General features: G+C 48.7%; 24 protein-coding genes, 1 tRNA gene and 1 other RNA gene. 5 read left to right on the forward strand and 21 right to left on the reverse strand.

The features are described 5' to 3' along the window. Together JW883_03805 and JW883_03810 are read left to right on the forward strand one after the other, a co-directional pair. Positions 1-695 (forward strand): tandem-95 repeat protein (locus tag JW883_03805; GenBank protein ID MBN1841394.1); only part of this gene is annotated, 695 nt, incomplete at its 5' end. Continuing rightward, a complete protein-coding gene (locus tag JW883_03810) occupies positions 665-2662 on the forward strand; it encodes a putative Ig domain-containing protein (GenBank protein ID MBN1841395.1) in 1998 nt (665 codons plus the stop codon). The genes JW883_03805 and JW883_03810, both read left to right, overlap by 31 nt. A gap of 71 nt (positions 2663-2733) precedes the next feature. Here JW883_03810 and JW883_03815 read toward each other — a convergent pair whose 3' ends face one another. The 9 genes from JW883_03815 to malQ all read right to left on the reverse strand — a co-directional run bounded on the left by JW883_03815 (position 2734) and on the right by malQ (position 10074). After that, positions 2734-3828 (reverse strand): AI-2E family transporter, encoded by a 1095-nt coding sequence (locus JW883_03815; protein MBN1841396.1) that lies wholly within the window; start codon positions 3826-3828, stop codon positions 2734-2736. Between the two features lie 14 nt (positions 3829-3842). Further along, the gene (locus JW883_03820; GenBank protein ID MBN1841397.1) at positions 3843-4430 is read right to left on the reverse strand and encodes a hypothetical protein; all 588 of its coding nucleotides are present in this window, start codon (positions 4428-4430) and stop codon (positions 3843-3845) included. 97 nt (positions 4431-4527) lie between these two features. Next, positions 4528-5070 carry a hypothetical protein gene (locus JW883_03825; GenBank protein ID MBN1841398.1) on the reverse strand — a complete coding sequence of 181 codons (543 nt, stop codon included), beginning with the start codon at positions 5068-5070 and terminating at the stop codon, positions 4528-4530. Continuing rightward, complete coding sequence (locus JW883_03830) at positions 5063-5698, reverse strand: class I SAM-dependent methyltransferase (GenBank protein ID MBN1841399.1); 636 nt, start codon at positions 5696-5698, stop codon at positions 5063-5065. The genes JW883_03825 and JW883_03830 overlap by 8 nt, the downstream gene beginning before the upstream one ends. Before the next feature lie 12 nt (positions 5699-5710). Further along, the gene (locus JW883_03835; GenBank protein MBN1841400.1) at positions 5711-6067 is read right to left on the reverse strand and encodes a hypothetical protein; all 357 of its coding nucleotides are present in this window, start codon (positions 6065-6067) and stop codon (positions 5711-5713) included. A gap of 26 nt (positions 6068-6093) precedes the next feature. Further along, positions 6094-6852, reverse strand: coding sequence for a hypothetical protein (locus JW883_03840; protein ID MBN1841401.1), 759 nt, complete (start codon positions 6850-6852; stop codon positions 6094-6096). Positions 6853-6902: 50 nt separating this feature from the next. Next, entirely contained in the window at positions 6903-7232 is a 330-nt protein-coding gene (locus JW883_03845; GenBank protein MBN1841402.1) for a histidine triad nucleotide-binding protein, read from the reverse strand. A 229-nt stretch (positions 7233-7461) separates the two neighbouring features. Continuing rightward, positions 7462-7743 (reverse strand): hypothetical protein, encoded by a 282-nt coding sequence (locus JW883_03850; protein MBN1841403.1) that lies wholly within the window; start codon positions 7741-7743, stop codon positions 7462-7464. Between the two features lie 75 nt (positions 7744-7818). Beyond that, positions 7819-10074, reverse strand: a complete 2256-nt coding sequence (gene malQ, locus JW883_03855; GenBank protein MBN1841404.1) for a 4-alpha-glucanotransferase — start codon at positions 10072-10074, stop codon at positions 7819-7821. Between the two features lie 180 nt (positions 10075-10254). Between malQ and rfbC the strand changes: the two genes are divergently transcribed. After that, positions 10255-10827, forward strand: coding sequence for a dTDP-4-dehydrorhamnose 3,5-epimerase (rfbC, locus tag JW883_03860; GenBank protein ID MBN1841405.1), 573 nt, complete (start codon positions 10255-10257; stop codon positions 10825-10827). On the opposite strand, the gene JW883_03865 is transcribed toward rfbC, so the two are convergent. Beyond that, positions 10819-11295 (reverse strand): 2-C-methyl-D-erythritol 2,4-cyclodiphosphate synthase, encoded by a 477-nt coding sequence (locus JW883_03865; GenBank protein MBN1841406.1) that lies wholly within the window; start codon positions 11293-11295, stop codon positions 10819-10821. The genes rfbC and JW883_03865 overlap by 9 nt on opposite strands. A gap of 269 nt (positions 11296-11564) precedes the next feature. Between JW883_03865 and JW883_03870 the strand changes: the two genes are divergently transcribed. Both JW883_03870 and JW883_03875 read left to right on the forward strand, forming a co-directional pair. Then, positions 11565-13178 carry a 2,3-bisphosphoglycerate-independent phosphoglycerate mutase gene (locus JW883_03870; protein ID MBN1841407.1) on the forward strand — a complete coding sequence of 538 codons (1614 nt, stop codon included), beginning with the start codon at positions 11565-11567 and terminating at the stop codon, positions 13176-13178. Positions 13179-13370: 192 nt separating this feature from the next. After that, a complete protein-coding gene (locus JW883_03875; GenBank protein ID MBN1841408.1) occupies positions 13371-13685 on the forward strand; it encodes an isoamylase early set domain-containing protein in 315 nt (104 codons plus the stop codon). Positions 13686-13694: 9 nt separating this feature from the next. On the opposite strand, the gene ispD is transcribed toward JW883_03875, so the two are convergent. From ispD to hisB, 11 genes are all read right to left on the reverse strand, one after another. Beyond that, positions 13695-14390, reverse strand: coding sequence for a 2-C-methyl-D-erythritol 4-phosphate cytidylyltransferase (gene ispD, locus JW883_03880; GenBank protein MBN1841409.1), 696 nt, complete (start codon positions 14388-14390; stop codon positions 13695-13697). A 24-nt stretch (positions 14391-14414) separates the two neighbouring features. Then, positions 14415-15728 (reverse strand): HPr family phosphocarrier protein, encoded by a 1314-nt coding sequence (locus JW883_03885; protein MBN1841410.1) that lies wholly within the window; start codon positions 15726-15728, stop codon positions 14415-14417. A 51-nt stretch (positions 15729-15779) separates the two neighbouring features. Continuing rightward, positions 15780-16181: RNase P RNA component class A (rnpB, locus tag JW883_03890), an RNA gene on the reverse strand. Next, positions 16175-16912, reverse strand: coding sequence for a hypothetical protein (locus JW883_03895; protein MBN1841411.1), 738 nt, complete (start codon positions 16910-16912; stop codon positions 16175-16177). The genes rnpB and JW883_03895 overlap by 7 nt, the downstream gene beginning before the upstream one ends. Before the next feature lie 31 nt (positions 16913-16943). Beyond that, positions 16944-18056: a Nif3-like dinuclear metal center hexameric protein gene (locus tag JW883_03900; GenBank protein ID MBN1841412.1), complete on the reverse strand. Its 1113-nt coding sequence runs from the start codon at positions 18054-18056 to the stop codon at positions 16944-16946. Positions 18057-18193: 137 nt separating this feature from the next. After that, positions 18194-18269: transfer RNA gene (locus tag JW883_03905), tRNA-Ile, on the reverse strand. 100 nt (positions 18270-18369) lie between these two features. After that, a complete protein-coding gene (gene rpoD / locus JW883_03910) occupies positions 18370-20115 on the reverse strand; it encodes an RNA polymerase sigma factor RpoD (protein MBN1841413.1) in 1746 nt (581 codons plus the stop codon). A 43-nt stretch (positions 20116-20158) separates the two neighbouring features. After that, entirely contained in the window at positions 20159-21916 is a 1758-nt protein-coding gene (locus JW883_03915) for a DNA primase (protein ID MBN1841414.1), read from the reverse strand. A gap of 308 nt (positions 21917-22224) precedes the next feature. Then, positions 22225-22950 (reverse strand): 1-(5-phosphoribosyl)-5-[(5-phosphoribosylamino)methylideneamino]imidazole-4-carboxamide isomerase, encoded by a 726-nt coding sequence (gene hisA / locus JW883_03920; GenBank protein MBN1841415.1) that lies wholly within the window; start codon positions 22948-22950, stop codon positions 22225-22227. Between the two features lie 268 nt (positions 22951-23218). Next, positions 23219-23914 carry a hypothetical protein gene (locus JW883_03925; GenBank protein MBN1841416.1) on the reverse strand — a complete coding sequence of 232 codons (696 nt, stop codon included), beginning with the start codon at positions 23912-23914 and terminating at the stop codon, positions 23219-23221. A gap of 8 nt (positions 23915-23922) precedes the next feature. Continuing rightward, entirely contained in the window at positions 23923-24528 is a 606-nt protein-coding gene (gene hisB / locus JW883_03930) for an imidazoleglycerol-phosphate dehydratase HisB (GenBank protein MBN1841417.1), read from the reverse strand. Positions 24529-25422: the final 894 nt, after the last annotated feature.

The following is a 25422-nucleotide window of genomic DNA, read 5'->3' on the forward strand; positions in this document are numbered from 1 at the left end:
CAAATCAACTGTCCAACGGAACACACGAGATCACCGCGTTCATCGAGTTGACGGCCGGTGGCAGTCGAACTATGAGCCCTACATTTACCGTAGGCAACAGCACAAACACGCCGCCCACAGCCGACAACCAGTCCGTAACTACCCATGAAGACATATCCGCGGGTATCACACTTACTGCCACCGATGTTGATGGAGGCAGCCTCGCGTATACGTTAGTCGACCAGACCTCGCATGGAACATTATCAGGCACGGCCCCCAACCTGACCTATTCGCCTGACGTGAACTACAACGGTTCAGACACTTTCAGCTTCAAAGCTAACGATGGCCAGAGTGACTCGGAACTTGGCACGGTAAGCATTACGGTGAGCGCCGTAAACGATGCCCCCGTACCTAATGATCAATCTGTCAACACAGACGAAGACAGGGCAATTAGCGGTACTCTGGACGCTAGTGACGTAGATGGTGACATACTCACGTATGTGCTTGTAACCAGTGGAAGCAAGGGCACGGCATCGGTAACCAATTCATCAACCGGCGCCTTCATATACACCCCAAATGAAAACGCTAATGGTACCGACGCCTTCACTTTTAAGGTCAATGACGGCACCACAGACTCGAACACAACAACGGTTACGGTGACTATTACTCCTGTAAATGACGCCCCGTGCTTGACAGCATCGGCGCAAAGAGCGTAGACGAAAACTCGCTGCTTACATTTACCGTCACGGCAACAGATCCTGATGGCGACACACTTACATACTCTGCCGGAAACCTTCCTACGGGCTCAAGCTTTGATGCTGACACACAGAGCTTTGCCTGGACCCCGGGCTACGGATCTGCCGGAAATTACGCGGTAACCTTTACGGTGACTGACAGCGGCGCTCCGGCCCAGAGCGATTCTGAGCAGGTAACCATCACTGTGGGTGACGTCAATAGACCGCCTACAGCCGATGCAGGTGACGACCAGACCGTTGACGAGGGAGATACGGTCACTTTGGATGGCTCAGGTTCATTTGATCCTGACGGCACGATCTTCTACGGTTGGTCCCAGACAGCAGGGCCGGTTGTGACGTTGTCTGATGAATCGGCCGTCCAGCCAATATTCACTGCTCCGGATGTTGAAGAGGATGGCGCAACTCTATCCTTTCAGTTGACAGTGACCGACAATGATGGACTCGAATCGACAGCCACCTGCATTGTGTATGTTTCCTGGGTAGACGATTCCGCCATCCTGACCAGCCTGTCCATCAGCGGGTCGAGGTCGGTAGTGGAAAACAGCACCTCTAACTACACAGCCACGGCCGCGTTCAGCGACGGGAGCACAGAGACTGTCAGCGCAAGCGCCGACTGGAGCGAGGACTCATCTTATGCCAGCATTAGCGGTAGCGGCGTACTAACTGCGTCAGAGGTAACCGGTGACGAGACAGTGACAATTACGGCAAGCTATACTTCTTCTGGTGTGACAAAGACGGATCAGAAGTTGGTGACGATCACAGATGTGCCGGAATCCAATCTTCCCCCTTCAACACCGGTTATCACATCTCCCTACGATGGCCAGATGGAGTGTGACCTTATGCCGAGCATTAACACCGAACTTTTCTCAGATCCTGATGGGGACCCGCAGAGACAAAGTCAATGGCAAATCAGCAAACAAGAGGACATATCGTCCCTGACTCTTGATATCACTACCACCGATCAGCTCGTAGAACTGCCCGTTCCCCACACGTTGCTTGAAGCAGACACGACATATTATGTGCGGGTCCGATTTTACGATGTACATGGTGAGGCCTCTGACTGGTCAGACACTGTTGAGTTCACCACCACTATTGACGACAACGATTTTGACGCTAACGGTGTCCCAGACGATCAGGAAGTTGGCGACGACGTGGACCTCAATGAAGATGGCGTTGCTGACAATGACCAGCCAGGCGTCATGAAATGCGCACAATACGTTTATAACAATGTCACCATTGGCGTTGGCAAGGGGTCTAATTCCGTAACTGCCATAGAAGCCGTTGAAACGATTGAGCCGTCAAGCGTTTTTGACAACCCGTTTTTGGAGTTCATTGTGGGGCGTAACATCATAAGACCAAGGAGTCTGATATTCGGACTTTTTTCTTATCGAATTCGCGTTGACGAACCCGGAGCGATAGCCACAGTGAAGATCTATTTCTCGAAAAAGATTTCACGGGGTTCAATCTTCTGCAAATATGACACGGTCAGCGGCTGGCAGGACTACTCCGAATATACGACTTTTGAGAAAAATCGCAGGTCTATTACCCTGGAAGTCAAAGACGGCGGCTATGGGGATAGCGATGGAGTGGCCAATGGCATCATCCTCGACCCAGGTGGAATTGCCGAACCAAGCAGCGAGGAGGTTGGATCTGCCTTGAGTGGTGACACAAGCATTGGATGTTTCATTAATACTGCCGGATTTGACTCAGACTCATGTGAGGGGTCCACCAAAATCGTCGCCTCATGTGAGCCCGTTATTCGACTAATAGTAGTCCCGCTGGTAGGAATCAGGTATGTTCTTGTTAATGCTTTTGGGACGACCGGCACTGTAACCGGACTCCTGCTCGCAGGGTTTTTTCTGGCTGGCTTGCTACGGAACCATGGCAGGTTACTCTCAGGAGGTCAGGAATCGTTCATAGAGCGCTAGATGATCGTCCAAGCAACTGACCCCGCACAAGAAGCAATCGGGGTCAGTTGCTTTTTATATGCCAAGAGCCCTTAAGTCTTTCTCATGAAGGTTTCATAACTTGAACGATAGATACTGGTAAGAGTCAAAAATGCTGTGATGACCAGGGGACCGTATATAATTCCCAAGATCCCGAAGACTTTTAGGCCACCCAGAACAGATAGAATGACCAGGAGTGTGTGCATCTTAACCTTGTTTCCCACGAGTCTGGGTTTAACTACATATTCTATGGTAGAGGAGACAACCAGGAAAAAAACGATGAAGAAAATACCTGCTGCTATCCTACCCTTCAGGAACAGATAGATAGAAGCCGGAATAAAGACAGCGCCAATGCCCACAATGGGAAAAAACGCCAGGATGGCCATGATTGAGCCCCAAAGGAAGGGCGAACCTAGACCAAACAGAACAAAAACAATGCCTCCCAGAGTTCCTTGAATCAGCCCGGATATACCGTTCACTACAAGGACTACCGAGGCCATGGCATGGAATTTGTCCATGAGTTTTCTATCTTGATCCTCAGGAAGCGGAGAAAGCTCTATAAAGAAAGCGATAAGGTCTTTGCCGTCAATTAGCAAGAAGAAGATGATCAGGAGCATAAAGGCAAAGTTAATGACAAACTTCAAGACGTTTGTAGCAACGGTGCTCACTTGCTCGTAGAGAAACAGGCCGACGAACCTTCCAAGCTCGGACAAGGCTTTGTTGAGGTGCTCAACGCCTAGCTTGATGTCAAAGTTTGCAAGAATGCCTTCGATACGTCCTATAATTTGGCTGTTTTGCAAGAGTTCCTTAAAATCCTGGCTTATGGCAGCATTGGTACCCATGACATACAGGTTGTATGCTTCCTTGGAAAGGGCGCCTATTATGAACACCAATGGCACAAAAACCACCAAAAAAATAATTGTACACGTGATCAGAGAAGAAAGTACTGGCCGCATCTTTTTGGCAAAGAAGCTGTAAACCGGATAGAAAATACCAGTCAACACAAAGCCAAGGACCAGAATAGACACAAAGGGCCACAGGACTTTGCCCACAAGAAAGATAGTAATCAGGAATATGATGATGAAGTACCTGAATATCATCTGTGTGGAGGCTGGTTCAGGCGTTTCATGGCCCAGGTTTTTATCCATAGTAGTCATCCTTCTCATTTTGGCCGTCTTCTCTCAAGGCTCCACGCAAGGAGACTCGTGACAAGGAAGGCCAGAATACCTGCCATGGCTGCGCTGCGCCACGGCGTTTTTTCTTTCATCAGACTCAAGGTGGGTACGAATATCAGTATCCAGCAGGCAATGTGCCACGGCTTTACTATGCTGGCAACGGATCTACCCACAAGCCTTTCCCAGCTTCTACGCAAACTTTCTCTTTGGATCTCCCTGACAAGCTCCTTTGCCTCAAGATCCGTATGCATTGAATATCCTTTATCTTCCTCAACATTGTGGTCATAATGTTGTCTTTTCTCCAATGATCCATCGACTCCCCAATACGTCCACGTGCCATCTCTTTTGCCCATAACCCAATGACTTTCAAGCGCCTTTTGGCCGCTGCTATGCCAGTCTGTCCACTTGCCATACATCTTTCCATAGAGGAATTCGCCCTCCGTAATCCTGGCTCCGTTTTCGGTCCACTTCAACCAACTACCGGTTTTTTTCCCTTTTATGTATTCCCCCTCTAATTGCTTCTGTCCGTTCTTGTACCAGAACACCCATTTTCCGTGCCGTTTTCCTTCAAGCAAGCAGCCCTTCGCATAAATGGATCTTGGCCGCCAAAAATATCGTCCCCTTGACCAATACAACGTGACTTTTTCAGGCTCTGGCATTGTTCCGTTCACACTAATGAAAACTCAGTTCAAGTTTGCCAACATTGCCTACTCCCATGCTTCCAAGGGATCTGTATTTGGCCGGGATGCTCTTTGTCGAAATCCATGACTCACGGCCCGGATCATACTTGAAGTACAATAAGGTCGTATACCTGAACACGGGCACACCAGGTATTCGGTAGCGAACCGCCAACTTCATGTAACAGTGTTCTCTTTGCTGGATGCCACCAGCAGGGCCAGGGATATCCGGGACCTGCAACCTGACAGGAGTTGCCTCGGACTCAACCTTCTGGTGGATTTGAGGCATGTTGGCCAACAATGCCACCTGGCCGGCCCAATACCAAAAGGCGTCCACTTTATATATGAGCGCGCTCATAGCTCCTTGATTCCTGACATGGATGCCGGAGTAGTCAGGAACGATCATAATGACAGGTCGAGAAATCCCAAAATATCCCAGTACGACGAGGAGGAGGAGTAATATGCAGCAGCCGCCAATTGCCCCTTTCTTAGTGAGGTTTCGGAGCTTTTCCTTGAAATAGTCTACCTCCTTACTCATGATACCGCTCTACCCTATCCTTTTTGACGGCTACCAGGATATACAGTCGGGGTTCATCAATTAGATCTTGAATCTCGAATCCATAGGGCTCAAACAAGTCTTGAGCCTCCGATCGCTGCGGAAAATCGTCCAGAGGGAAAGGGGACTTCTCTTTCAATGAGTCAATAAACGATTTGCCCATAGGATGACTTATCACCATGCGCCCGTTTGGCTTCATCATCCGGCTAATATTGGCAATACTGCTGTCTTTGTCCACAATATTCGGATAACAGGCGTTCATCATGGCTACATCAATACTGTCGCTAGAAAGACTTATGTTCCGGACGTCCGCAGCAATGGCAAGGGCATAGGGATACTGTTTTCTGAGGTGCGCCAACATAACCTCCGAAAGGTCACAGGCAAATATCGTCCGTGGTTGATAAGCCCGGATCAAAGGAATCAATATGCCTGTGCCTGAACCCACATCCAGAACAGTCTCTCCTTTGTTGATCCTGGCTGAAGCCACAATCTTTTGCAGGCGCTCAAGTACGCCTTCGGGCAGAGGCGGATCAAAGACGTGGATAAGGCCACTGAAGAAATCCCGCTGGACCTGGTTGATTCTACTGATTTCGTCGTTAGTCGGCTTCATGCCCGAATCCGTTCACAGGAGTCCCTTTTCTATGAGAAAACTCATAGTCCTGTGGCTGATTGTTGTGGATTGGCTGATAGCACGCGAGAAGCCATGCATGGCGCCGGCGGAAGCGTTTGAATCGACCATGGTCAGGCCATTGTCTAGTTCTTCTCGAATCTTCGCCCATTCCTCTTGCGGTGAGACCTTGTGGGCCAGTCCAATGTCTTGATACAAAGATCTCAAGAAAGTGGAAAAGACTTTGTTCGCCCCTCCTTTTTCACTATCCGAAAGTCCCTCAATCACCATGGCCATTTGCGAAGCCATTATGAGGCTGGCCTTCATTCTTTCACCCATCATGAAACCGAGGATCGCCTCTTTTTCTGTCATGTGCCCTCCCATCGTCGTTGCTTCGTTCAGGAGCCAAAAAGATCCTTTTCAGCCCGACGTACTTCTTTAACAAAGACCTTGACTTTCTCATAGTCCTTTTTGAATCGAACAGGTTGTCCATTTCCATCTCGTGCGTTGGTTCTTGTGCAGCTATCTACACCAAAGGGTTTGACAGCCATTACCCCTTCATAGACATTTTCTGGTGACAGTCCGCCAGCCAGAATGACAGGAATTGAACTCGACTCAACAAGCCGACCGGCCGAAATCCAGTTGCACGTGAATCCTGTGATGCCCAAATACCCTTCAACCGGCTCATTGCCAAGCCACGTGTCGGTTAGAAAATAATCGCTTGCGGCCTCAAAACATCTGGCGATTTCCAGTGTCGGAATCCTCTCAATGCTTGTTGGGGTGGGAATGGGAACAGAGCGCATAAGTTCAATTCTTGGGAATCGGCCTTTTATTGAAATCTGAAGCTCAACAAGAGCCTCCCAAGGCATCCTGCCGCCTTGGGCAGTATACAGGGATTCGCAAAAATGCACAATATCCGGCTCGTAGTATTCAATAGCCTGAAACAACACGTCTTTTGTATCAAACAGCGGAATCAGACTGTGCTTCACCCGACTTGCCTTTGAGACAAGGATTGCCTCTTTTACGGCCGGCGACTTCCAGTCTTTGTCGGAGAGGATAACACTTCCAATGCGGTCAACACCAAGCTCGATAACTCCCTCGGCCTCCCTGGGATCCTGTATCTCGTAGATCTGAACAGCGATTCTTGTTTTTTTCATTGCCGGAGGCCGTTTGGGTTTCAATCTCACAACCTGCAATCCAGAATTTCCTATCGCCATCCACCGAGTAAATGAAGATGGACGTGAAAGATGGCTTGGCCTCCGCCCCGCTCCACATTAAAAAGGAGTTTATATCCTGATGCGGCAATACCCTGCTCCTTCGCCGTCTCCTGACCCTTGAGAATCATTTGAGAGATGATCTCTTTGTCTTTATCCGTGACCTCATTGATACTTCGGATATGTATTCTGGGCACAATGAGCAAATGAACCGGGGCTTCTGGATAGATGTCTTTAAATACGACCATGGATTCGCCCTTGAATAAAAAATCAGCTCGTTTTTCCCCTCTGATGATTTGACAAAAAAGGCAATCCTTTTGCATGGTTCGCATACCCCCTCACCTGACAGCAATTATTGATCCGCTTCACATGACGACGTAAAGAATTATGGTAGGCGTTCACAGGTTCAAGGTTACCTTTCTTGCGTTGACCTGCCTACGCCGGGCTAGCCGGCCAGACCTACGGCGGGATGAAACCACAAATCAACCATTCAGATTTTTGGTAAACCCTGAACCCTTGAACTTCTGAATCCGTGAACGGTTACGAATTGTATCAGGTTCGTTTGCGCGTCCTTTCAAGCGACGGGCGAAATTTTCCCCGAACTCCTCCGATCTTCTTGTCTGCCTTCTTGTGTTTGTCATAGTCAGGATCCCTTAGGATCTTGCGCTCGACGTCCTTGACTCTGGCCTTTTGCATCTGTTCCAAAATTTTTTCCTTCTTGGGCCGAATAGCCTTCTTGACCTTTTCCGTCTCCTCTTTTGCCTTCTTGACCTTGTTGAGTTCTCTGGTGATTTCCGGCCTCAGAGAAGTTTCAGCTTCCTTCTTCTTTGTCATGACACACCTCTATGTTGGCATTTTTTTCGTAACTCAATAATATGGGGTTACGGCAACTGCGCTGCCGGATTTTTTTTAAATTACTTTCTTTCGCCCTGATCTGTCTATCCAGATGCGAAACATCTCGCAATAACCCCTCGCCCCCGGGTCCGTGCGCAGTTGCTCCAGGTCATACTTCATTTTCAGGGACCAATTCGGGTATTCACTGGTTGTTCCCGGCAGATTTTGCTGCCTGTTATCCTTAAGCAGGTCTTCCTGGCTCAACACAAAGAGCTTGGCCGGCGCCAGGGCAAGAAAGCCCACCACAGCATTGTGAATCTCACCAGTAACCTCAGGATAGGCCTTTGGGTCTGTGCCACACTCAACAGAAAGAAGGCCCATCTCATGCAGCAGCCTCAGCAACTTCTCCTTGTCTGCCTCCCTTTCAGCAGCAGCCCGGGCAATAGCCTGTTTGTTTTCTAACATCCCTGCATCCTTGCGAATCTCGATGTCCCTGTGCGTCCAGAATCCGGCCAGGGTGGGCAGATCGTGGGTGGCAGCCGTAACTAAGGCTAGTTCGGGATAATCCGTCGTCCGAATGAAGTTCTGCTGATCATCCTTTTCAAAATAGAGGAGCCTGTAGGAGAAGACGTTGGCTTCAGTCAGTCTTTTTCGTATGTACCGTGGCACGGTTCCGAGGTCTTCACCAATGATGACCACCTTGCTTCGCACGCTCTCCAAGGCAAGAATCATGAGCAAATCCTCAAAGGGCTGTGACACATAAGCCCCTTCTCCCGGGGGCTCCCCCTCAGGTATGTAGTAAAGATGAAAAAACCTCATAACATGATCAATTCGCAAGGCCCCTCCAAAGGAGCAATTCTTCCGAATCTCTTTGACGAACAGGTCGTAGCCGCTTTCTCGGAACCTTTCTGTGTTGGGGGGAGGGAAACCCCAGTCCTGACCGTGTTGTGAGAATGCGTCCGGAGGAGCTCCCACCCGGGCCTTGGGAACAAAATAGTCCTGATAGGCCCAGAAGTCAGCGCCGAACCGGTCGATGGCCAATGCCAGATCATGGTACAGACCGATACACATCCCCTGTGTCTTTGCATAGTCCTGGACTTGAGCAAGCTGTTCCTCTAACTGCCATTGCACATATTCGTAGAAAAGAATTTCTTGCCAGTGTTCCTCTCGAAATTGCCGGACTGCTTCCGTGTCAGGCCGGTGATATTCCGAAGGCCATTGCGGCCAAATCCATACATCTGGATTGCGGGAGCGCATGAATGCCTCTAAAGCGCTGAAGGTGGCGAAGTTCTCCAGCAATTGGCCTTCCCTTTGGAGATAGGCTTCCAGTTCCTTTTGCCGGTTGGTTTTTTCCCCTTGCCTGTTCCAGTGGTTCTTGAGAAAGGTTTGGAAGGTCAGCCTCAAAACATCTTTTTTTAGCGCCGCCACCCCTTCGTATTGCACGTTTTCAGATCTCGTGAACCCGGCTAACAGCTCTTGAGTGTCAGGTGTGTCAATCAGATGCTGCGCATCTGGAGAACATCGAAAATCCTCCAAGGCAGGAATATCCAGGTAGATAAAATTGCGGTAAAATCGGCTGATGGGGAGATAAGGGCTTATGTTATAAGGACTACGGTTAAAGGTGGCATGGAGTGGATTTAAGCCAATAATACCTCCGTGAAGGTCTTCTGACACCCAGTCTACAATCTTTTTCAGGTCGCCAAAATCACCGATACCCCAGTTCCTCTCGGAACGGACCCCGTAAAGGCTTATGGCAATGCCGGCAATGCGCCCGTCTTCCTGTAAGGCAGGCGGGACGTAAGTTTTATCAGGACATATGGCTACAGATATGGTCTGCGACTCATGGAAGCCTCCCGTTGTCACTGACAGATGAAACCGGTAATACCCAAGAGCCTCAAGTTGTGGGAAGGGAAAGCTCCATTTATGATAAACCTTGCCGGCCAGGCTTATGGAGTCGGAAAAAGACAAGTCCTTTTGAGTGTAAGAAATGCTTTGTGTCACATCCTGTTCATCAGTGATGGCCAGACAAACATTTAGGCCCTTGCTCTGTATCTCTTCCGGGCCCACAGGTACCTGAAAAATGAGTCTCCTTGGAAGGTCATAAAAATTAGCCACGATCGTAGGTTCGGCAAGACGACACCACTTGCCCTCCAGCCAGGAACGCCACGCCCCCTTCGCTTGGCTCGTGTCATCAGCCAAGACCCCTATAGCCCTGAGAATCTTTTTCTTGGTGTCCACAGGGGTTCGGTGGACGCTCCCCCAGTTGTCGATGTATTCCGGCTCGATCCCGTAGGAAAGGGCCAATTTTTCAATGATCGATTCTTTGGACAAGAGCACCCTTCGCAATTGCAGCCTGCTGAGCAGTTATGTTTTTAACATGTTATGTCGAAATGACCCCGTCTAGACTGGGTTCAGACTTCTTGCGAGTCCATCATGTTTGATTTTTTCATCTTGATTTGATAATTGAGTTGAGAACTTGCACCTGTCCCTTTTTGCACAAGGACTTCACTTATGAAAGTCACGTCATCTCCTGTTCTGCCCGAAGTAATCATTATTGAGCCCGATGTTTACAGAGACGAGCGTGGCCATTTTCTCGAAACCTATCAGGCCGAGCGGTATTTCCAACATGAACTCCCGGCCAGTTTCGTGCAGGACAACTTATCCTTTTCCGGACGAGGGGTACTGCGGGGATTGCACTATCAAATCGGCAAACCCCAGGCAAAGCTCGTCTGGGTCGTTCAAGGAGAAGCCTTTGATGTAGCTGTTGATATTCGCCGGGGTTCTCCAACCTTTGGCAAGTGGGTAGGCATAACCCTTTTTTCCGAGAAATACCGCCAGGTCTATATTCCAGAGGGCTTTGCCCACGGTTTCTGCGTGACCAACGAATATACAATATTAACATATAAATGCACAGATTACTATGCCCCGAAAGAAGAGCGTGGGATTCGATGGGATGATCCGTCATTGGCTATAGAATGGCCTGTTGCAAGGCCCATTCTTTCAGATAAAGATGGCGCATATCCAACTCTGAAGGATATCCCTCCAGAAGAACTCCCTGTTTTTAATTCAAGGCAATCAGGATGATAAAACAAGGCTTACAACGCACATGGCGGCTATTGCCTCCCCTCTTCCAACAGCGTCCATGCCCTCCATGGTCGTTGCCTTGATGTTGACACGTCCGGGTTCGATGTCAAGGAGCGTCGCGATATTGGCCTCCATGGCTCTGCAATAAGGGGCCAGCTTAGGGGCTTCGGCCAGTATCGTTGCATCCAGGTTGTTGACAGAAAAGCCCTTTTCACGAATCATTTCAACGGTTTTTGTCACAAACACTGTGCTCGAAATGTCCTTGAACTTGGAATCTGTATCCGGGAAATGACAGCCAATATCTCCCATGCCGGCTGCTCCCAGCAAGGCATCACACGTTGCATGAAACACAACGTCTGCATCAGAATGGCCCATGAGACCCTTTTCAAAAGGTATAGTCACGCCACCGAGGACGAGCCTTCGGCCTTGTACCAACCGATGCAGATCGTATCCCAAGCCCACGCGCATCTGACTCATCATGTCCTCTGTCAGCAAAACGTTTAGCAAACCCGCCAACTCTTATCCGCGAATTGAAATCATGCAAGCGACATGAACTCAAATCACCTATATCAGACCAACTAACCACCTGTCAAAACAAATGAAATGAATTGTCATCCTGTTCAATTCGTGTTATTTTTCAGTTGTTTTTAGGTAATTTCTCAATAACGTTGGGGAAGAAGACTTTTTCTGAAAGGCGATATCTTTGTTGAAAAACAGACACTCGTCCCGCGGCGATCATGCCAACCGCGTTGGCCCGGCCTTTTGAGAAGTCACATTTTTGTCAGAAAGGAGTTTGCGTGAAATCTGTTGCACTGATTATACGTGATGGCTGGGGCTATCGCAAGGAGAGTGAAGGAAACGCCGTCAAGGCGGCAAAGACACCCAATGTGGATTCCTATCTGGCAGATTATCCATGGACGCTGATCCATGCCTCAGGAGAGCCGGTGGGTCTTCCTGCCGGCTATCAGGGATCGAGCGAGGTCGGTCACCTCAACATGGGCGCAGGGCGCATCGTCATACAGGAGCTTAAGCGCATCAACGACGAAATGGTGGACGGCTCCTTTTTTCAAGCAGAGCACTTCAAAGCCCTGGTCCAAAACTGTAAGACAAACGACTCAAGGCTCCACCTCATGGGCCTATTACAGGACGAAGGCGTTCACGCTCACTGTGATCAATTGTTCAAAATCATGCATACGGCCACAAAGAGCGGTGTGGGGGAGATTATTGTTCACGTCTTCACCGACGGTCGTGACACACCGCCCCGTTCCACACTTGAATATCTTCATCAATTGAATGATGTCATGAATGAACTAGGCAACTGCCGTGTGGGTACTCTCATGGGACGATACTACGGCATGGACCGTTCAAAAAATTGGGACCTCACCAGCACTGCTTTCGAGTGTATCGTAAACGCTACCGGCCGCAAGGTTCAAAGCCCGGAAAGCGCTGTTGAGGAGTCCTACGCGAAAGACAAGACACCCGATGGCATTGAGATGTTTGACGAGTATATCCCTCCCTGTGTGGTTGGCGACTACCGTGGAATCAGCGATGGCGACTCCGTCCTCCACACGAACTTCAGACAGGATCGCGCCATTCAGCTTTCCATGGCCTTTGTTGATGATCACTGCCCGGGAAACCGCTCACGTCGCCCTGATTGCCTGTATGTTGGCCTTACGCGATATTATGACGAGTTCCCGCGTTTCATCCTTGCAGCGATGGGCTCTGGAGGTGGCATGAAAAACCTCCTCGGTGAAGTGATCAGCAACAGGGGCTTAAAGCAACTACGCCTGGCCGAGACACAGAAATTCCGCCACGTCACCAGCTTTTTTAACGGCAAGTCCACGCATCCCTATCCAGGGGAGGATCAGGTTGAGATAAAGAGTCAGTATGACCCGGCCACATTCGCGTCCCACCCGCAGATGAATGCCTACGATGTGCGAGACAGGTTTCTTCAACTCGTTAAGGATGGGAGTGAATATGCGCTTATCGTCATCAACTTCGCCAACTGCGATATGGTAGGACACACTGGTGACATGGCTGCCGCAACCAAGGCCGTCGAGGTGGTTGACGAATGCGTCGGGGACTGCATCAAACGATTACTTGAACTGGATGCCGAAATCTTGCTTACCGCCGATCACGGAAACGCCGAGGAAATGATCGATCCAAAGACCAAACGTGTGAAGACCAGCCACACCCTTAACCCCGTTGAGCTGATCTATATCAGTAGCAAGGCCATGGGTAATAAGCTCAAACCAGGAGGTAAGCTGGCCGACATTGCCCCCACGATACTCAAACTCATGAACATTGACATTCCTCCTGAAATGACGGCCATACAGTTGATCGAGGGCTAAGGGTTCGCGAAAAAATAAGTTCATATTTTTCTTGACAACCAGTTCCTTTTTACGGATGTTATCATGTATGTCATTCATCGAAAGGAGTAGAAAATGACAAATGTAAAGAAAAGCAAAGTTGTTGCCACGAAACCAGGCGTTGCCGCGAAAAAGACGACTAAGAAAAAGCAAACATCAAAAAAAGCGGATACGATGAGCGTTGGGATCAAGAAAGAATATCTCAAAAGCAGAGATGTTTGCAAAGTCACCTTTAGATTGCCGAAAATCGCCGCCCCTGACGCCAAAAACGTATGCATCGTAGGGGATTTTAATAATTGGAATGTTTACGCCAATCCCATGAAGAGGCTGAAAAATGGGGGGTACACCATTACGCTTGAGCTTAAGCTAGGAAAGGAATATCAGTTTCGTTATCTCATCGATGAGTCAAAGTGGGAAAATGATTGGAATGCAGACAAATACGTGAAAAGCCCTTTCGGAGACAGTGATAACTCAGTTATCATAGTTTAAAGTAATATCTTATTTGCCCAGGAGAGCCTCCGCCATTTTCAGATCTTCAGGCGTCGTAATCTTGATGTTACCAGGGTCACCAGGTATCACCTTAACTACCTCGCCGCACATCTCAACCAATTCGGCGTCGTCGCTACCCGCGTAATCTTCCTTCTGTGCGGCCACATGGGCACCCAGTAAAAGATTGTAATAGAAAGCCTGCGGGGTCTGGGCCATACGGATCATGTGGCGTTTCATGGTAACAACCACACGGTCCTCATCATCTATGGTTTTCACAGTATCACTTGCCGGCAAGGCAAGGATGCATGCCCCATGTTTTTCTGCTGTCTTGACACACTGCGTTATTTTTTCAATCCTGATCAAAGGGCGGACACCGTCATGAATAGCCAAAATCTCGAATCTTCCTTCAGTGGCCATTAAACCGTTGAAGACTGACTCCTGCCTTGAGGCTCCCCCCGAAACCAAATGAACCGGTTTGTGCAGTTCCAGCCTGCTGATTATTTTCTGTTGACACAGATCATAGTCCTTCTCGGCAATCACCAGAAATATCTCTTCTATGACATCACAGTTGTCAAAGGCAGACATGGTGTGGGCCAACACAGGACGGCTTCCCAACGTCGTGTACTGCTTTTTTTGCGCCGTCCCCATGCGAACGCCGTCCCCGGCAGCGACAATGACGGCAGCGACTCTGTTCTGTCTGTCCATAATGATAAGAACCGCACGCCTCTATTACTTCAGATAAAAAAGCTCTTTGGGAAGCGGTATCCCCTTGCCCATAGAATCCTCCCCATAGTTCACACTGGCCAGAATCCGGATGTCACTTAAGGCACGCTTGTCCCCTTGAAATACCACCTCGCGGATAACTTCCTTCTGGATCTTGCCCCCCGCCCATTGCAGATCAAGCACACTACTTGCGTCAAACCTGTCATAGCCCACACATAACTCCACCTGGCCACCGTAGTGCTGGACGATCTTGGCCACGAGCAGGCTCGGCCGGCTGTGAAAACCCATCTTTTGGGGTACGCCCGCTATGATGGTACCCCGTTCGATATTTTCATTCAAAAGCTCCTGAGCAACATCCTGGCCACCCACAAGGAACTGACAAACGTAATAGAGACCATAATTTACAATACAGTCAAGGATCTCTTCCGGCTTGACTGCCTTGCTCAATTCGTCACGCACTTCGATACAAATATTTTTGTACCCTACTTCATAGAGGTGACGCTCATAGTAGTGGAGGAGTCTGCGGGTCAACTCCAGAAGGTGCAGCACAACCGAGATGTAACCTCGCAAGCTCTTCAGCCTCATCTTCCGCAATTGGAGTTCGCTTCTGTTCACATAAGTGTCAAAGGAAGACTGAAGACTGTGAACGGCCATTTCAAATCGCCGCGCCTGCTCTTCGTTAAACATGCCGGGGACAATGGCCTTGATCTCATCTACGCAATGCGGTTGGTAAAAACCGTGCATTTCAAAGTCTCTGGATGTTCTCAAAAACTCGGTTGTGATCTTTAAGATATTCTTTTGCTCCTCTTTTAGGTTTTCATCGTCAATGTCAGACTCAAGGCGGTTTTTGCTCGGTATCCCAGGAAAATCATCCCAGACAAAACCGTCCGAGGGCAACTGTATCTCCAGGCGCTTAGCTTCTTCCAATGCCTTCGAACAGATGGACCGCAAGGAGCTTGTAAGGAACTTGTGGGTCCTGTACCCTGCTTCCTCGAACCGATTGGTATCAGCCAAATTGTAAAAAGGAAGCCTGATATAGATATGTTTTTGCGAGTAACTCGCCTCTGAGAGGTTTCTCACGCTGGAAACCAGTTCTCGATAATAATACCACTTCGAGCTGTTTTTTGCCCCATGAAAATCCAAGAAATCTTCCAAAAGCTTTGAGCTCGAGACCATCTGGGCATACAGTTTCTTGGTGAAGGTCTCACGGACAGGTTCACTTCCGTCAAGGTAGGCACAAAGCTTAAGAAAATCCCAGGAAAAATGGTGAACCTTTTCAGCAAAACCACCGCCTTGCAAAAGAGCTGTTGCTTGATGCATCAAAGATCCTTCCAAGAATCGGGAATATCCCAAGTTTCTATTATGCAGTTATGTCAGAGTAGGCCGTAAGCCGAGTTCTGTTTTCCGTATCGGTCACCCTTTACGGAACAACGATCATTCATCTTGGGGTGTTGATTGCTCAAAACCTCTTGCGACCAACCCGGAAACTCGGACGGGCCGTCCTCAAGTGCTTCCCTATTCGGTCTTACTCCAGGTGGGGTTTACCTAGCTTCCCCGGTCACCCAGGGAACTGGTGCGCTCTTACCGCACCTTTTCACCCTTACCCTCCGAGACAGGCACAAGGCCAATCCCTTAAGGCGGTGTGTTTTCTGTGGCACTTTCCTTCGCGTCACCGCGACTCCGCGTTACGGAGCACCCTGCCCTGTGGAGCTCGGACTTTCCTCCCGCATCCATGACTATGTCGAAGATGCGAGCGATCGTTTGGCCTACTCTGACACATGTTTTTCTTCTGCCACATCACGATTTTTCCAATAAATAATACGTTCGCAGTTCGGGCAAAACCTCAGCGAATCTCTTCTTTGCAATTCGTTGTACATTTGGGCAGGAATACTCATGTGGCAACCGGAACATGTTGCGTTTTCTACAAGGGCTACAGCCAGACCACCTCCCCCTCTTTTGAGCAGCTCATACCTTGCCAGTATCTTCGGGTCTATGGTCTTTGCCATGTCGCCCCTCTGTTTCTGCTGCTCAGAAAATGTATCCTGCGCTTGGCACACCTCAGTCTTAATGGCTTTTGCCTCTTGCTCAAATCTAGCCTTTACTGCTAGGAGACTATTCTCCTTGTCTTGGAATGCTTGTTTTAGGCTCTCCAATTCCTCCATACAAGCCAGAATCTTATCTTCCTTTTCTGCATTTGCCCCTTTCGTGTCTTCGATTTCCTTTAACACAGCCTGATATTCCTTGTTGTTCTTAATGGTCAGAAGCCTGGCTTTGCTCTTCCTGATGCGTTCAGCGCAGTCCTCCACCGCACTTTCATACTCTCGCTGTACCTTTCGATATTCCTGAATGCGGATCTTGTCAGACTCTAAATCTTGCTCCAGCCGTTCGATCTCTTCTCGGCTCTCTTTGATTCGTTCAGGTCCCGCGACTATTTGCCCCTTCAACTGGTCCAAGGCTTGATCTTTCTCCTGAATCTTGACCAACATCTCAATCTGTTTTATCACAATAACCTCCGAGACCCCATTATAATATCACTCAAATATACTGAAAACAATCCCTCTCCTCTTCGAACGGTTCAACCTGAACTGAATACCCTCTGTCTGACAGGTTTTCTCTCAACAGCGCCACAAGACCCCCAACCACGAGATGCTCTGAAGCAAAATGCCCAATGTCAATGAGCGCCCGTCCTGAATTCTCAACATGTCGCCCATCATGATAACCTAAGTCACCACTTACAAAAACCTGGGCATCAGAGGCAAGAAAATCAGCCAAGAGGCTTTTGCCACTCCCACTGCAAACGGCAACACGCCTGACTGTTTGCTTAGGATTTCCCACTATCTTGACTGTCTCTAATCCCAGGACCTGCTTGATCCTTTGTGCAAAACGTTGAAGAGAAATCTCCTTGCCAACGTCGCCGACTCGCCCCAGCCCATCATTTGAATTGCCGCCACCCACACCGTAAAGGTCATAAACCACCTCTTCGTAGGGGTGGACGGCATGTAGAGCGGCAATAACCTGAGGCAAATCCTTCTTTGCAACCAATACCTCTATCCGGTATTCTGATGCATGACTGACTTCTCCTCTTCGCCCCGTGAAGGGCTTGGCCGTGTCGCCAGGCTTAAAAGTCCCCACTCCTTCTGTCCGAAATGAAAGATGAGTATATTTTCCACCTTTTCCAGCGCCTGATTCGAACAAGGCATTGATAACTTCACCTTCGTGTCCTCTTGGCACAAACACCGCCATCTTGTACTGCTCAGTCTTGTTGGGCCTGAGCACGTTTGTATTATCAATCCCAAGCGCATCAGACAACATGTCGTTCAGACCATCTCTAGCGCTATCCAAGTTGGTGTGAGCGCAAAAAATACCAAGCCTTTGTCTTAAGGCAGTTTCTATTATTCTTCCAATGGGGGTCTCAGGGTCCAAGGCTGAGAGGGGTTGAAATATCAACGGATGGTGCGTTATCAGAAGGTTTACGCCGTGTTGAGATGCCTTATTTACCACTTTCTCAGTCGGGTCGAGAGCGACCCAAATTCTGTCAACGGGCCACGCATTATGCCCTACCTGAAGGCCGATGTTGTCCCATTCTTCCGCTAGAAACGAGGGGGCGATCTTTTCCATGACGTTCACAATGTGCCCAATTGTAACCACTAAACCTCCTCCAAAATGCGAAAAGGCGCAGTCCTAAGACTGCACCTTTTTACATGCGGGCCAATAAAAAAAGCTGGCCTCTTTGTACGCTGCCTTCTATATGTTCCCACACGCCTTATGTTTGTATCCTTGTTATGTGGTGGGCCCACCTGGGTTCGAACCAGGGACCTACCGGTTATGAGCCGGTGGCTCTTCCAGCTGAGCTATGGGCCCGGAAAGCTCCAGATCAGTTAGTCTTCATCCATGAATGGACTTCACGGATAATAGCCTTTAGCAGTTAATCTGTACGCCGGACTGCCCTTATTGTCAAGTACTACATTTCCAAAAAGGCTTTCAGTTTGCGGCTTCTCGTAGGATGGCGAAGCTTTCTTAGGGCCTTTGCTTCTATTTGCCTGATCCGCTCACGGGTCACATGAAAGTCCTTTCCCACTTCTTCAAGGGTATGGTCAGCCTTTTCACCAATGCCAAATCGCATCCGCAATACCTTTTCCTCACGGGGAGTCAGCGTAGCCAGTGATTTTCGGGTCTGCTCTGCGAGGTTCAGGCTAATGGCCGCCTCAGAAGGAGACATGAACTTCTTGTCCTCAATGAAGTCGCCAAGATGGCTGTCTTCTTCCTCTCCGATAGGCGTCTCCAGAGAGATAGGCTCCTTGGCAATTTTTAGGACCTTGCGGACTTTTTCCAAAGGAAACTCCATTTTTTCGGCGATTTCATCTGGAGTGGGTTCCCGCCCAAGTTCCTGGACCAAATATCGCGAGGTACGAATCAGCTTATTAATGGTTTCAATCATGTGCACAGGGATTCGGATGGTGCGAGCCTGATCAGCAATGGCCCTTGTGATCGCTTGCCTAATCCACCACGTTGCATATGTGCTGAACTTGTAACCTCGTCTGTACTCAAATTTGTCAACGGCCTTCATCAGACCCACATTTCCTTCCTGAATCAGGTCAAGGAACTGAAGCCCCCGATTTGTATATTTTTTTGCTATACTGACAACTAACCTTAAGTTCGCATTCACCATTTTTGCTTTGGCGACCCGAGTATTTTGTTGACCTTGTATGATTCGGGCCAAGATCCGTTTTAAGCCCTGAGCATTCATTTTTAGATCGAGTTCCTGTTGCCGGATAGCCTCATCTATTTCACCGGCTCGTTTCACAAGCTTGGAAAACTCGCTTTTGTTTAGGTTGCTTTGTTTCCAGCGCTTATCAACAAATCTTGTTCTCGCCTTGCAACCATTGCGCATTTGACTCAAAGTGACACCTGCCCGATAAGCACACTGGGCAAATTCCTTTCCCAGCGCCTCAAAGCGTGCGATATGGTTCTCGATCTCATCAACAATAGAATCGATCCATCTTGACTCCAATCTCCAATCCTTGATGTCGTCGAAGATCTTGCGATTCCTCCGATTGATGCAGCGCCTAACCCGGCGACGTTCTTCCCGACCCAGTGGCGGTCCAAACAGCCGTTTCCTGTACTTTTCATTCTCTTCGTCGATCATGTTGATGTCATCAACGATGTTACAGATCTTTTGTATATGTTCGGCTTCCTCCATATAAGTATCGATTTCGTCTACATCGCGCAGGACGTCCCTCAAGCGGATCTTGCCATTTCGAAGGTCTTTGACAACGCTGATTATCCCTCTAACTCCCACTGTTGAGTCCACCAGAGTCTTCAATACCTCCTGTTCTCCTGCCTCGATCTGTTTGGCGATTTCGACTTCCCCCTCTCGGCTCAGCAAGGAGACCAAACCCATTTCACGAAGGTACATTTTAACAGGATCTGTGACGCGTCCGAAAGCGTCCTTCTCTGGTTGCGCGGGAGGCTTTGACTTCACAAGAGGATGTTTGCTCACAATCTTTTTTTCAAGAGCCCTGATTTCCCTTCCATCGATGATTTCAATATCGAGTTCATCAAAAACCATCATCATTTCGTCTAGTTGGTCGGCAGAAACATCACCATCCGGCAACGCATCATTAAGCTCCTCATAGGTAAGGTAGCCCTGCTTTTTTCCTTTTGTGATGAGTTGTTTCAAATCGTGAACCTCGGACTTTTTGGGCATAAAAATCTCCTTCCAAACAAGTCTTGCGGTTTTGACCCAGCCCTTACCCTTGAAGGGCGTTCAAGCGTTCGTGCACGCGTCTCTGTTTTTCTGTAAGAAGTCTATGCAACAGGACTTCGTCTTTTGCCTTCTCAGCCTCTTTGATTCGGCTTAGCAGATGTCTTTCTCGCTTCCTTCTGAGGTGAGCTTCGTATTGACTTACAATCTTAGAGCAACTATCTCGATCCCATGATTCCTCTTCCACAGCCAGGGAAGATATTACGCTTTTCACTTGAGGATCATCAGTCTGTGCGATCAAATCCGCACAAACATATGGGCGATCTGTCGCAAGTCTGTCCAAAATCATTTTGCCAACCTTCCTCAGGGTCGTTGCTTCCATGCTCTCAACAATCTCCCTGGCATCAAAACCAGACAAGATGTCAGGAGATTGAAGCATCATGGCTATGATAGTTTGTTCCAGCTTTGAACCATTGCGGGGCTTGGCCGGCAAAACCCTCTTCTTGCTCTTTTGAACCGAGGTGCGAATCTGTTCTAAAATGGCGGACTCGTCAATATTGAGGCGCTCAGCCAAATTCTTCACATAAACCGCCCTGCTCACACTGTCCGCCAATGCACCGAGTGGACGTTTCAACGCTTCCACGATCTTTATCTTCCCCTGCAAAGAGAGGCCGTGTTTCTTGATGGCCGACGCTATGAGAAACTCCATCATCGATAAGGCTTGTTCGGCCGTCTGGCGAAATTGATCCCCACCTGTTTCAAAGACATAGGAATCCGGATCCTTGCCTTCAGGAAGACTCATGATGCGGGCATCTACCTTTTCTTCCACAAACAGGGGAAGACTGCGCTCAGCAGCCTTAAAGCCTGCTTCGTCGGAGTCAAATACGAGGGTAACATGCTTGGCATGACCCTTCAGAACTCGCATATGTTCCCGGGTAATAGATGTTCCCAGGGTCGCAACCACATTATTGATGCCGTGACAGTTTAGAGCCAATAGATCAAAGTAACCCTCCACGACAAAGACAGAACCGCTGTGGCGGCATGCTGCTTTAGCAACTGGCAAGCCGTACAAAGTTCGACTCTTGTGATAAACAGGAGTCTCGGGTGAGTTAAGGTACTTGGGAAGGCTCTCATCCAAACAACGTCCGCCAAAGCCGACCACCCTTTCATGAATATCTAGAATGGGAAACATGATACGATCCCGAAACCGATCATAATATCCCCCTCTCTTGGGGACGATCAACCCGGCCTTCTCAACATCTTCGAGGGGCGTTCCTTTAGCCGAAAAGTAACCAACAATGTTGCTCCACCCGCCCGGGGCATAACCCAGGTAAAAGCTATCAATGACCTCTGATGTTATCTTTCGTTTCCTTAGGTACTCCCTGGCAACCCTGCCCGAGGGGGATTTCAGCAGCTTGTCTTTGAAATAGTCAACAGCGTCTTGATTAATCTTAAACAGCCGTTCTTTTTCTTCCAAGTGTCGTTTCTGGGCAGGCGACATATGTGTGGTCGGGATCTCGATTCCATACTTTCGGGCCAGGAACTTGACGGCTTCTGGAAAGCTCAGATTGTGATAGAGCATCAAAAAGCTGAAGACATTTCCGCCCTTGCCGCAACCAAAACAATGAAATATCTGCTTTTCTTCGGTCACTGTAAAAGACGGGGCCTTTTCGGCATGGAATGGACACAACCCCACGAAATTCTTCCCGGCCTTTTTCAAAGCAACGTGCTGTGCAATCACATCAACGATATTGGCTGCATTAAGTACGTCAGCAACCTTATCGTTTGGTATTAAACCCGTCAAAGCAGATGACCCTCCAGGCGCACACAAGTCCTCTTAGGTTTTCTGAATAACGACCCTTTTCCGGAAAAACAACAATAGTTCCAAGGTATTATGGCACTACTAGGCGCAGAGGTGCCGGTATGCGCAACGAAACGGGACGTCGTCAGGATTGCTAGCTCCACAAAGAAAGGGTTTGTAAGTACTGTTTTTGGCGCAGAATCGCTAATAAACCTTATAAATAAGAATTTTGACGGGATTTGTCAAGACATAAAATTGCTTTTACTTTCCGATTTAACGTGAAACAGCTTTGGCCCTGGAAAAGCAGGTTTTCAACCTCGAGCGATCTCTATGGCCTGTCTTAAATCTAAAGAACCCGAATACAATGCCCTGCCCGTGATTACTCCCTGAACTCCCACATCTTCCAAAGGCAGAAGGGCTCTGATATCATTAATATTAGACACCCCTCCGGAGGCAATGACGGGAATTGACACGGATTCAGCCACCTCCTTGGTCTGGGCGATGCTAGGGCCGGTCTGCATACCGTCTCTCTGGATATCAGTAAAGACAATGGCGGCCAGACCACATCCTTCGAATGCCTTTGCCACATCAATAGTCTTCCGCCGGGTGATTTCTGTCCAGCCGTCAAGAGCTACCATACCGTCGCGGGCGTCGATGCCCACAACGATCCTGCCTGGATAGTTCCGGCAGGCATTATGAACAAGAGCTGGATTCTTAATGGCCTCTGTTCCCAAAATAACCCTGGACACGCCCATATCCAGATACATGTCAATAGCTTCCATGGTCCGAATGCCCCCCCCCAACTGTATCGGCATCCGAACCCTGTCAACAATTTGCCTAATCGCTTCAACATTTTGGGGACTTCTCTCAAAGGCCCCATCAAGGTCCACAACATGAAGAAACTCAGCTCCTTCTTTTTCCCATCGGGCTGCCATGGCCGATGGGTCATCAGAAAAAACAGTTTCAGAGTCTTTCAGTCCCTGCAGGAGCCGCACACAGCGTCCTTCCTTAATGTCTACAGCCGGAATGATAAGCACGCAATAGCCTCCATTTGAAAGTTGAAAGGTAACAGAAAAGCCCTAACCTTGACAAGCCCGAACCAAGAGAGGGAAGCGGATTTACCACGAAAGCACGAAAGTACAAAAACACGAAAAAAGAAAATGTCATACTGGACTTTCCGGCCTGTAAAGAGGTTTCATTTCGTGCTTTCGTGATTGTCTTTCAGTTTTCTGCCGGAAAAAAACACTAATTTCGTTCATAACGGACTCTCGTGCTTTCATCTTTCAGCCTTGAACTATAGTCCTGTCACTCAACAGGAAAGCTGGCCATGGCCTCGTGCAAAGCAAATATGGCCAGCTCTTCTGCCGTTAGCCACCCTCCTCCCCTTCTTACAAAAGTCCTCAACTTAAACAGATCTTCGCTAAGGCTGCGCTGTGTTTCATCGAAGCGTCGAACCCATATCAACCGGCCATCACCAACGCGGATTAGGTGAATCCCAAAAGCCACGGAGGCTGGCGTTTCCACTGACAGGGCAGTTCCAACACGCTGGCGAAACCGGAATATGGTTCCGCAGATGACGGCATCTGCCTTAAACCTTTTTCCCATCTCCACTATGAGACGGCGCTGTGACATCCCGATATCTTCGGCTAATATCTCTGAACGAACACCCTCAGCCATGTCAGGCAAAATCAACTCATAAGGTGTCTTTCCCTTCATGAAGGCCACAAGTTGTCTGGTCATATACTTGTCTGCCCCTGCCTCAATAGGGCCAGTTTGAAACACAGCGCCGCATATAGGACAGCGGACGGTTGTGTCGATCTTACGACTATGGGTTACGGATTTAAACGGGAGAATTAGAACCTGATCAATGTCTGGAAACCGTGCTGATTCATGCTCTGGCGTCGACTGGGTTGAACCGCATCCCAGCAGGCAAAGACTGGCAAGAGCAACGAAAATCCGCGTGAAAACGCTCAAACCATGTCCGAGTCTTGACAGTGCCATGGGTCCCCTCATAATACCCCTTTTGTAGAACGAACCCCGCTGATTCTTTTATCGAATATGGTGGCCTCATCAAGGGCTTGGCCAAAGGCCTTGTATATGGCCTCGATAATGTGGTGCGTGTTTTCACCATACATGAGATTGATGTGCAGCGTTGTGCCGCTTTTGTTGACAAAGGCCTTGAAGAACTCTTCAACAAGTTCCACGTCAAAGCGTCCCGTGCTCTGGCGTTTGAACTGAACATTATAGGCCAAAAAAGGCCGATTCGAAAAGTCAATCACCACTGAGGCCAAGGCCTCATCCATCGGCACCACGCTTGTCCCATAACGTTTTATCCCTTTTCTGTCGCCCAATGCCTTGCTAAAGGCCTCGCCAAGGACGATGCCCACGTCTTCAACCGTGTGATGCCCGTCAATCTCAATATCGCCCTTAGCCCCTAAGGTGAGATCAAAAAAACCGTGGGCCGTCATCAGCGTGAGCATGTGGTCCAGAAAAGGGACTCCCGTAGCAATATCTCCTTTGCCCTTTCCTTCGATGGTCAATTGCAGTGTGATATCCGTTTCCTTGGTCGTACGTGTGATCTTTGCTGAGCGCTTCCCGATCTTTTTTGGACTCATTTTTTCTACCCTTTCTATCAACCTAAGAGATCATCTGCGCCTAGAATTGATCAAAAAGCCTGAAATGTCAACTAAATACTGCTTCGGAAAGATCTTGGCCAACAGCAAAGGAGGGCTCCCGGTCCCTTACTTTGCCCGTGTCCAGTCGTTTTGTACCCAATCGCTTCTGTTGTGTCCATTCCGATTCCCATAATGGGTATTTTTTTTCTCAAAATATAACATTTGTTACCCAATATCTTAGACATGGTCATTGGCCCAACAGGGGCTAACTATTTAAGAATTAAGCAAAACGCCTTAACATCGCGTTTTGGCACGATACTTCCATATAGCAAATAGCATGAACAAGCACTTCTGGAACATACCATGGTTATCAAGGACGGAAAAAGTCAGGCTCCATATCCTTTTCATGTGCTGTATTCGATTTGTCGTGGAGAAACATGGAGGAGCTATGCAAACCGATCCAGAAACACTCGTCGCCTGCATGAAGCTCCCAGAGTCTCACACGGCTGCCTGCTTTCAAGAATTGAAGGAATTAAATCTCGTAAACCACGGGACGACACTAAGAGAACTATCCATAACACCTTTTGCTTGTTAATCGGCTGTCTACAGTTGCCACAACTCATTGATATTATAACCGTTCATTGGGCTGCGCTCGCATAAACCTCCCTGCCGGTTCTGTTGATCTTGCCTTTCATGTTGTGTGGAATGAAAGCAAAAAGGTGACTCTATCATGGAGAGCCACCTCATTAAATCAATGGTAACCGTTCACGGTTACAAAAAAATGAACATCGAACATCGAACGTCCAACATCGAATGTTGAATGGGAAAGGAGCAAACAGAAGAATTAATTAAGCTTTTCGTTACGAGTATCAAAACGGCCCTGAGCGGAGTCGA

This window comes from Deltaproteobacteria bacterium (assembly GCA_016930875.1).
Taxonomy (GTDB): domain Bacteria; phylum Desulfobacterota; class Desulfobacteria; order Desulfobacterales.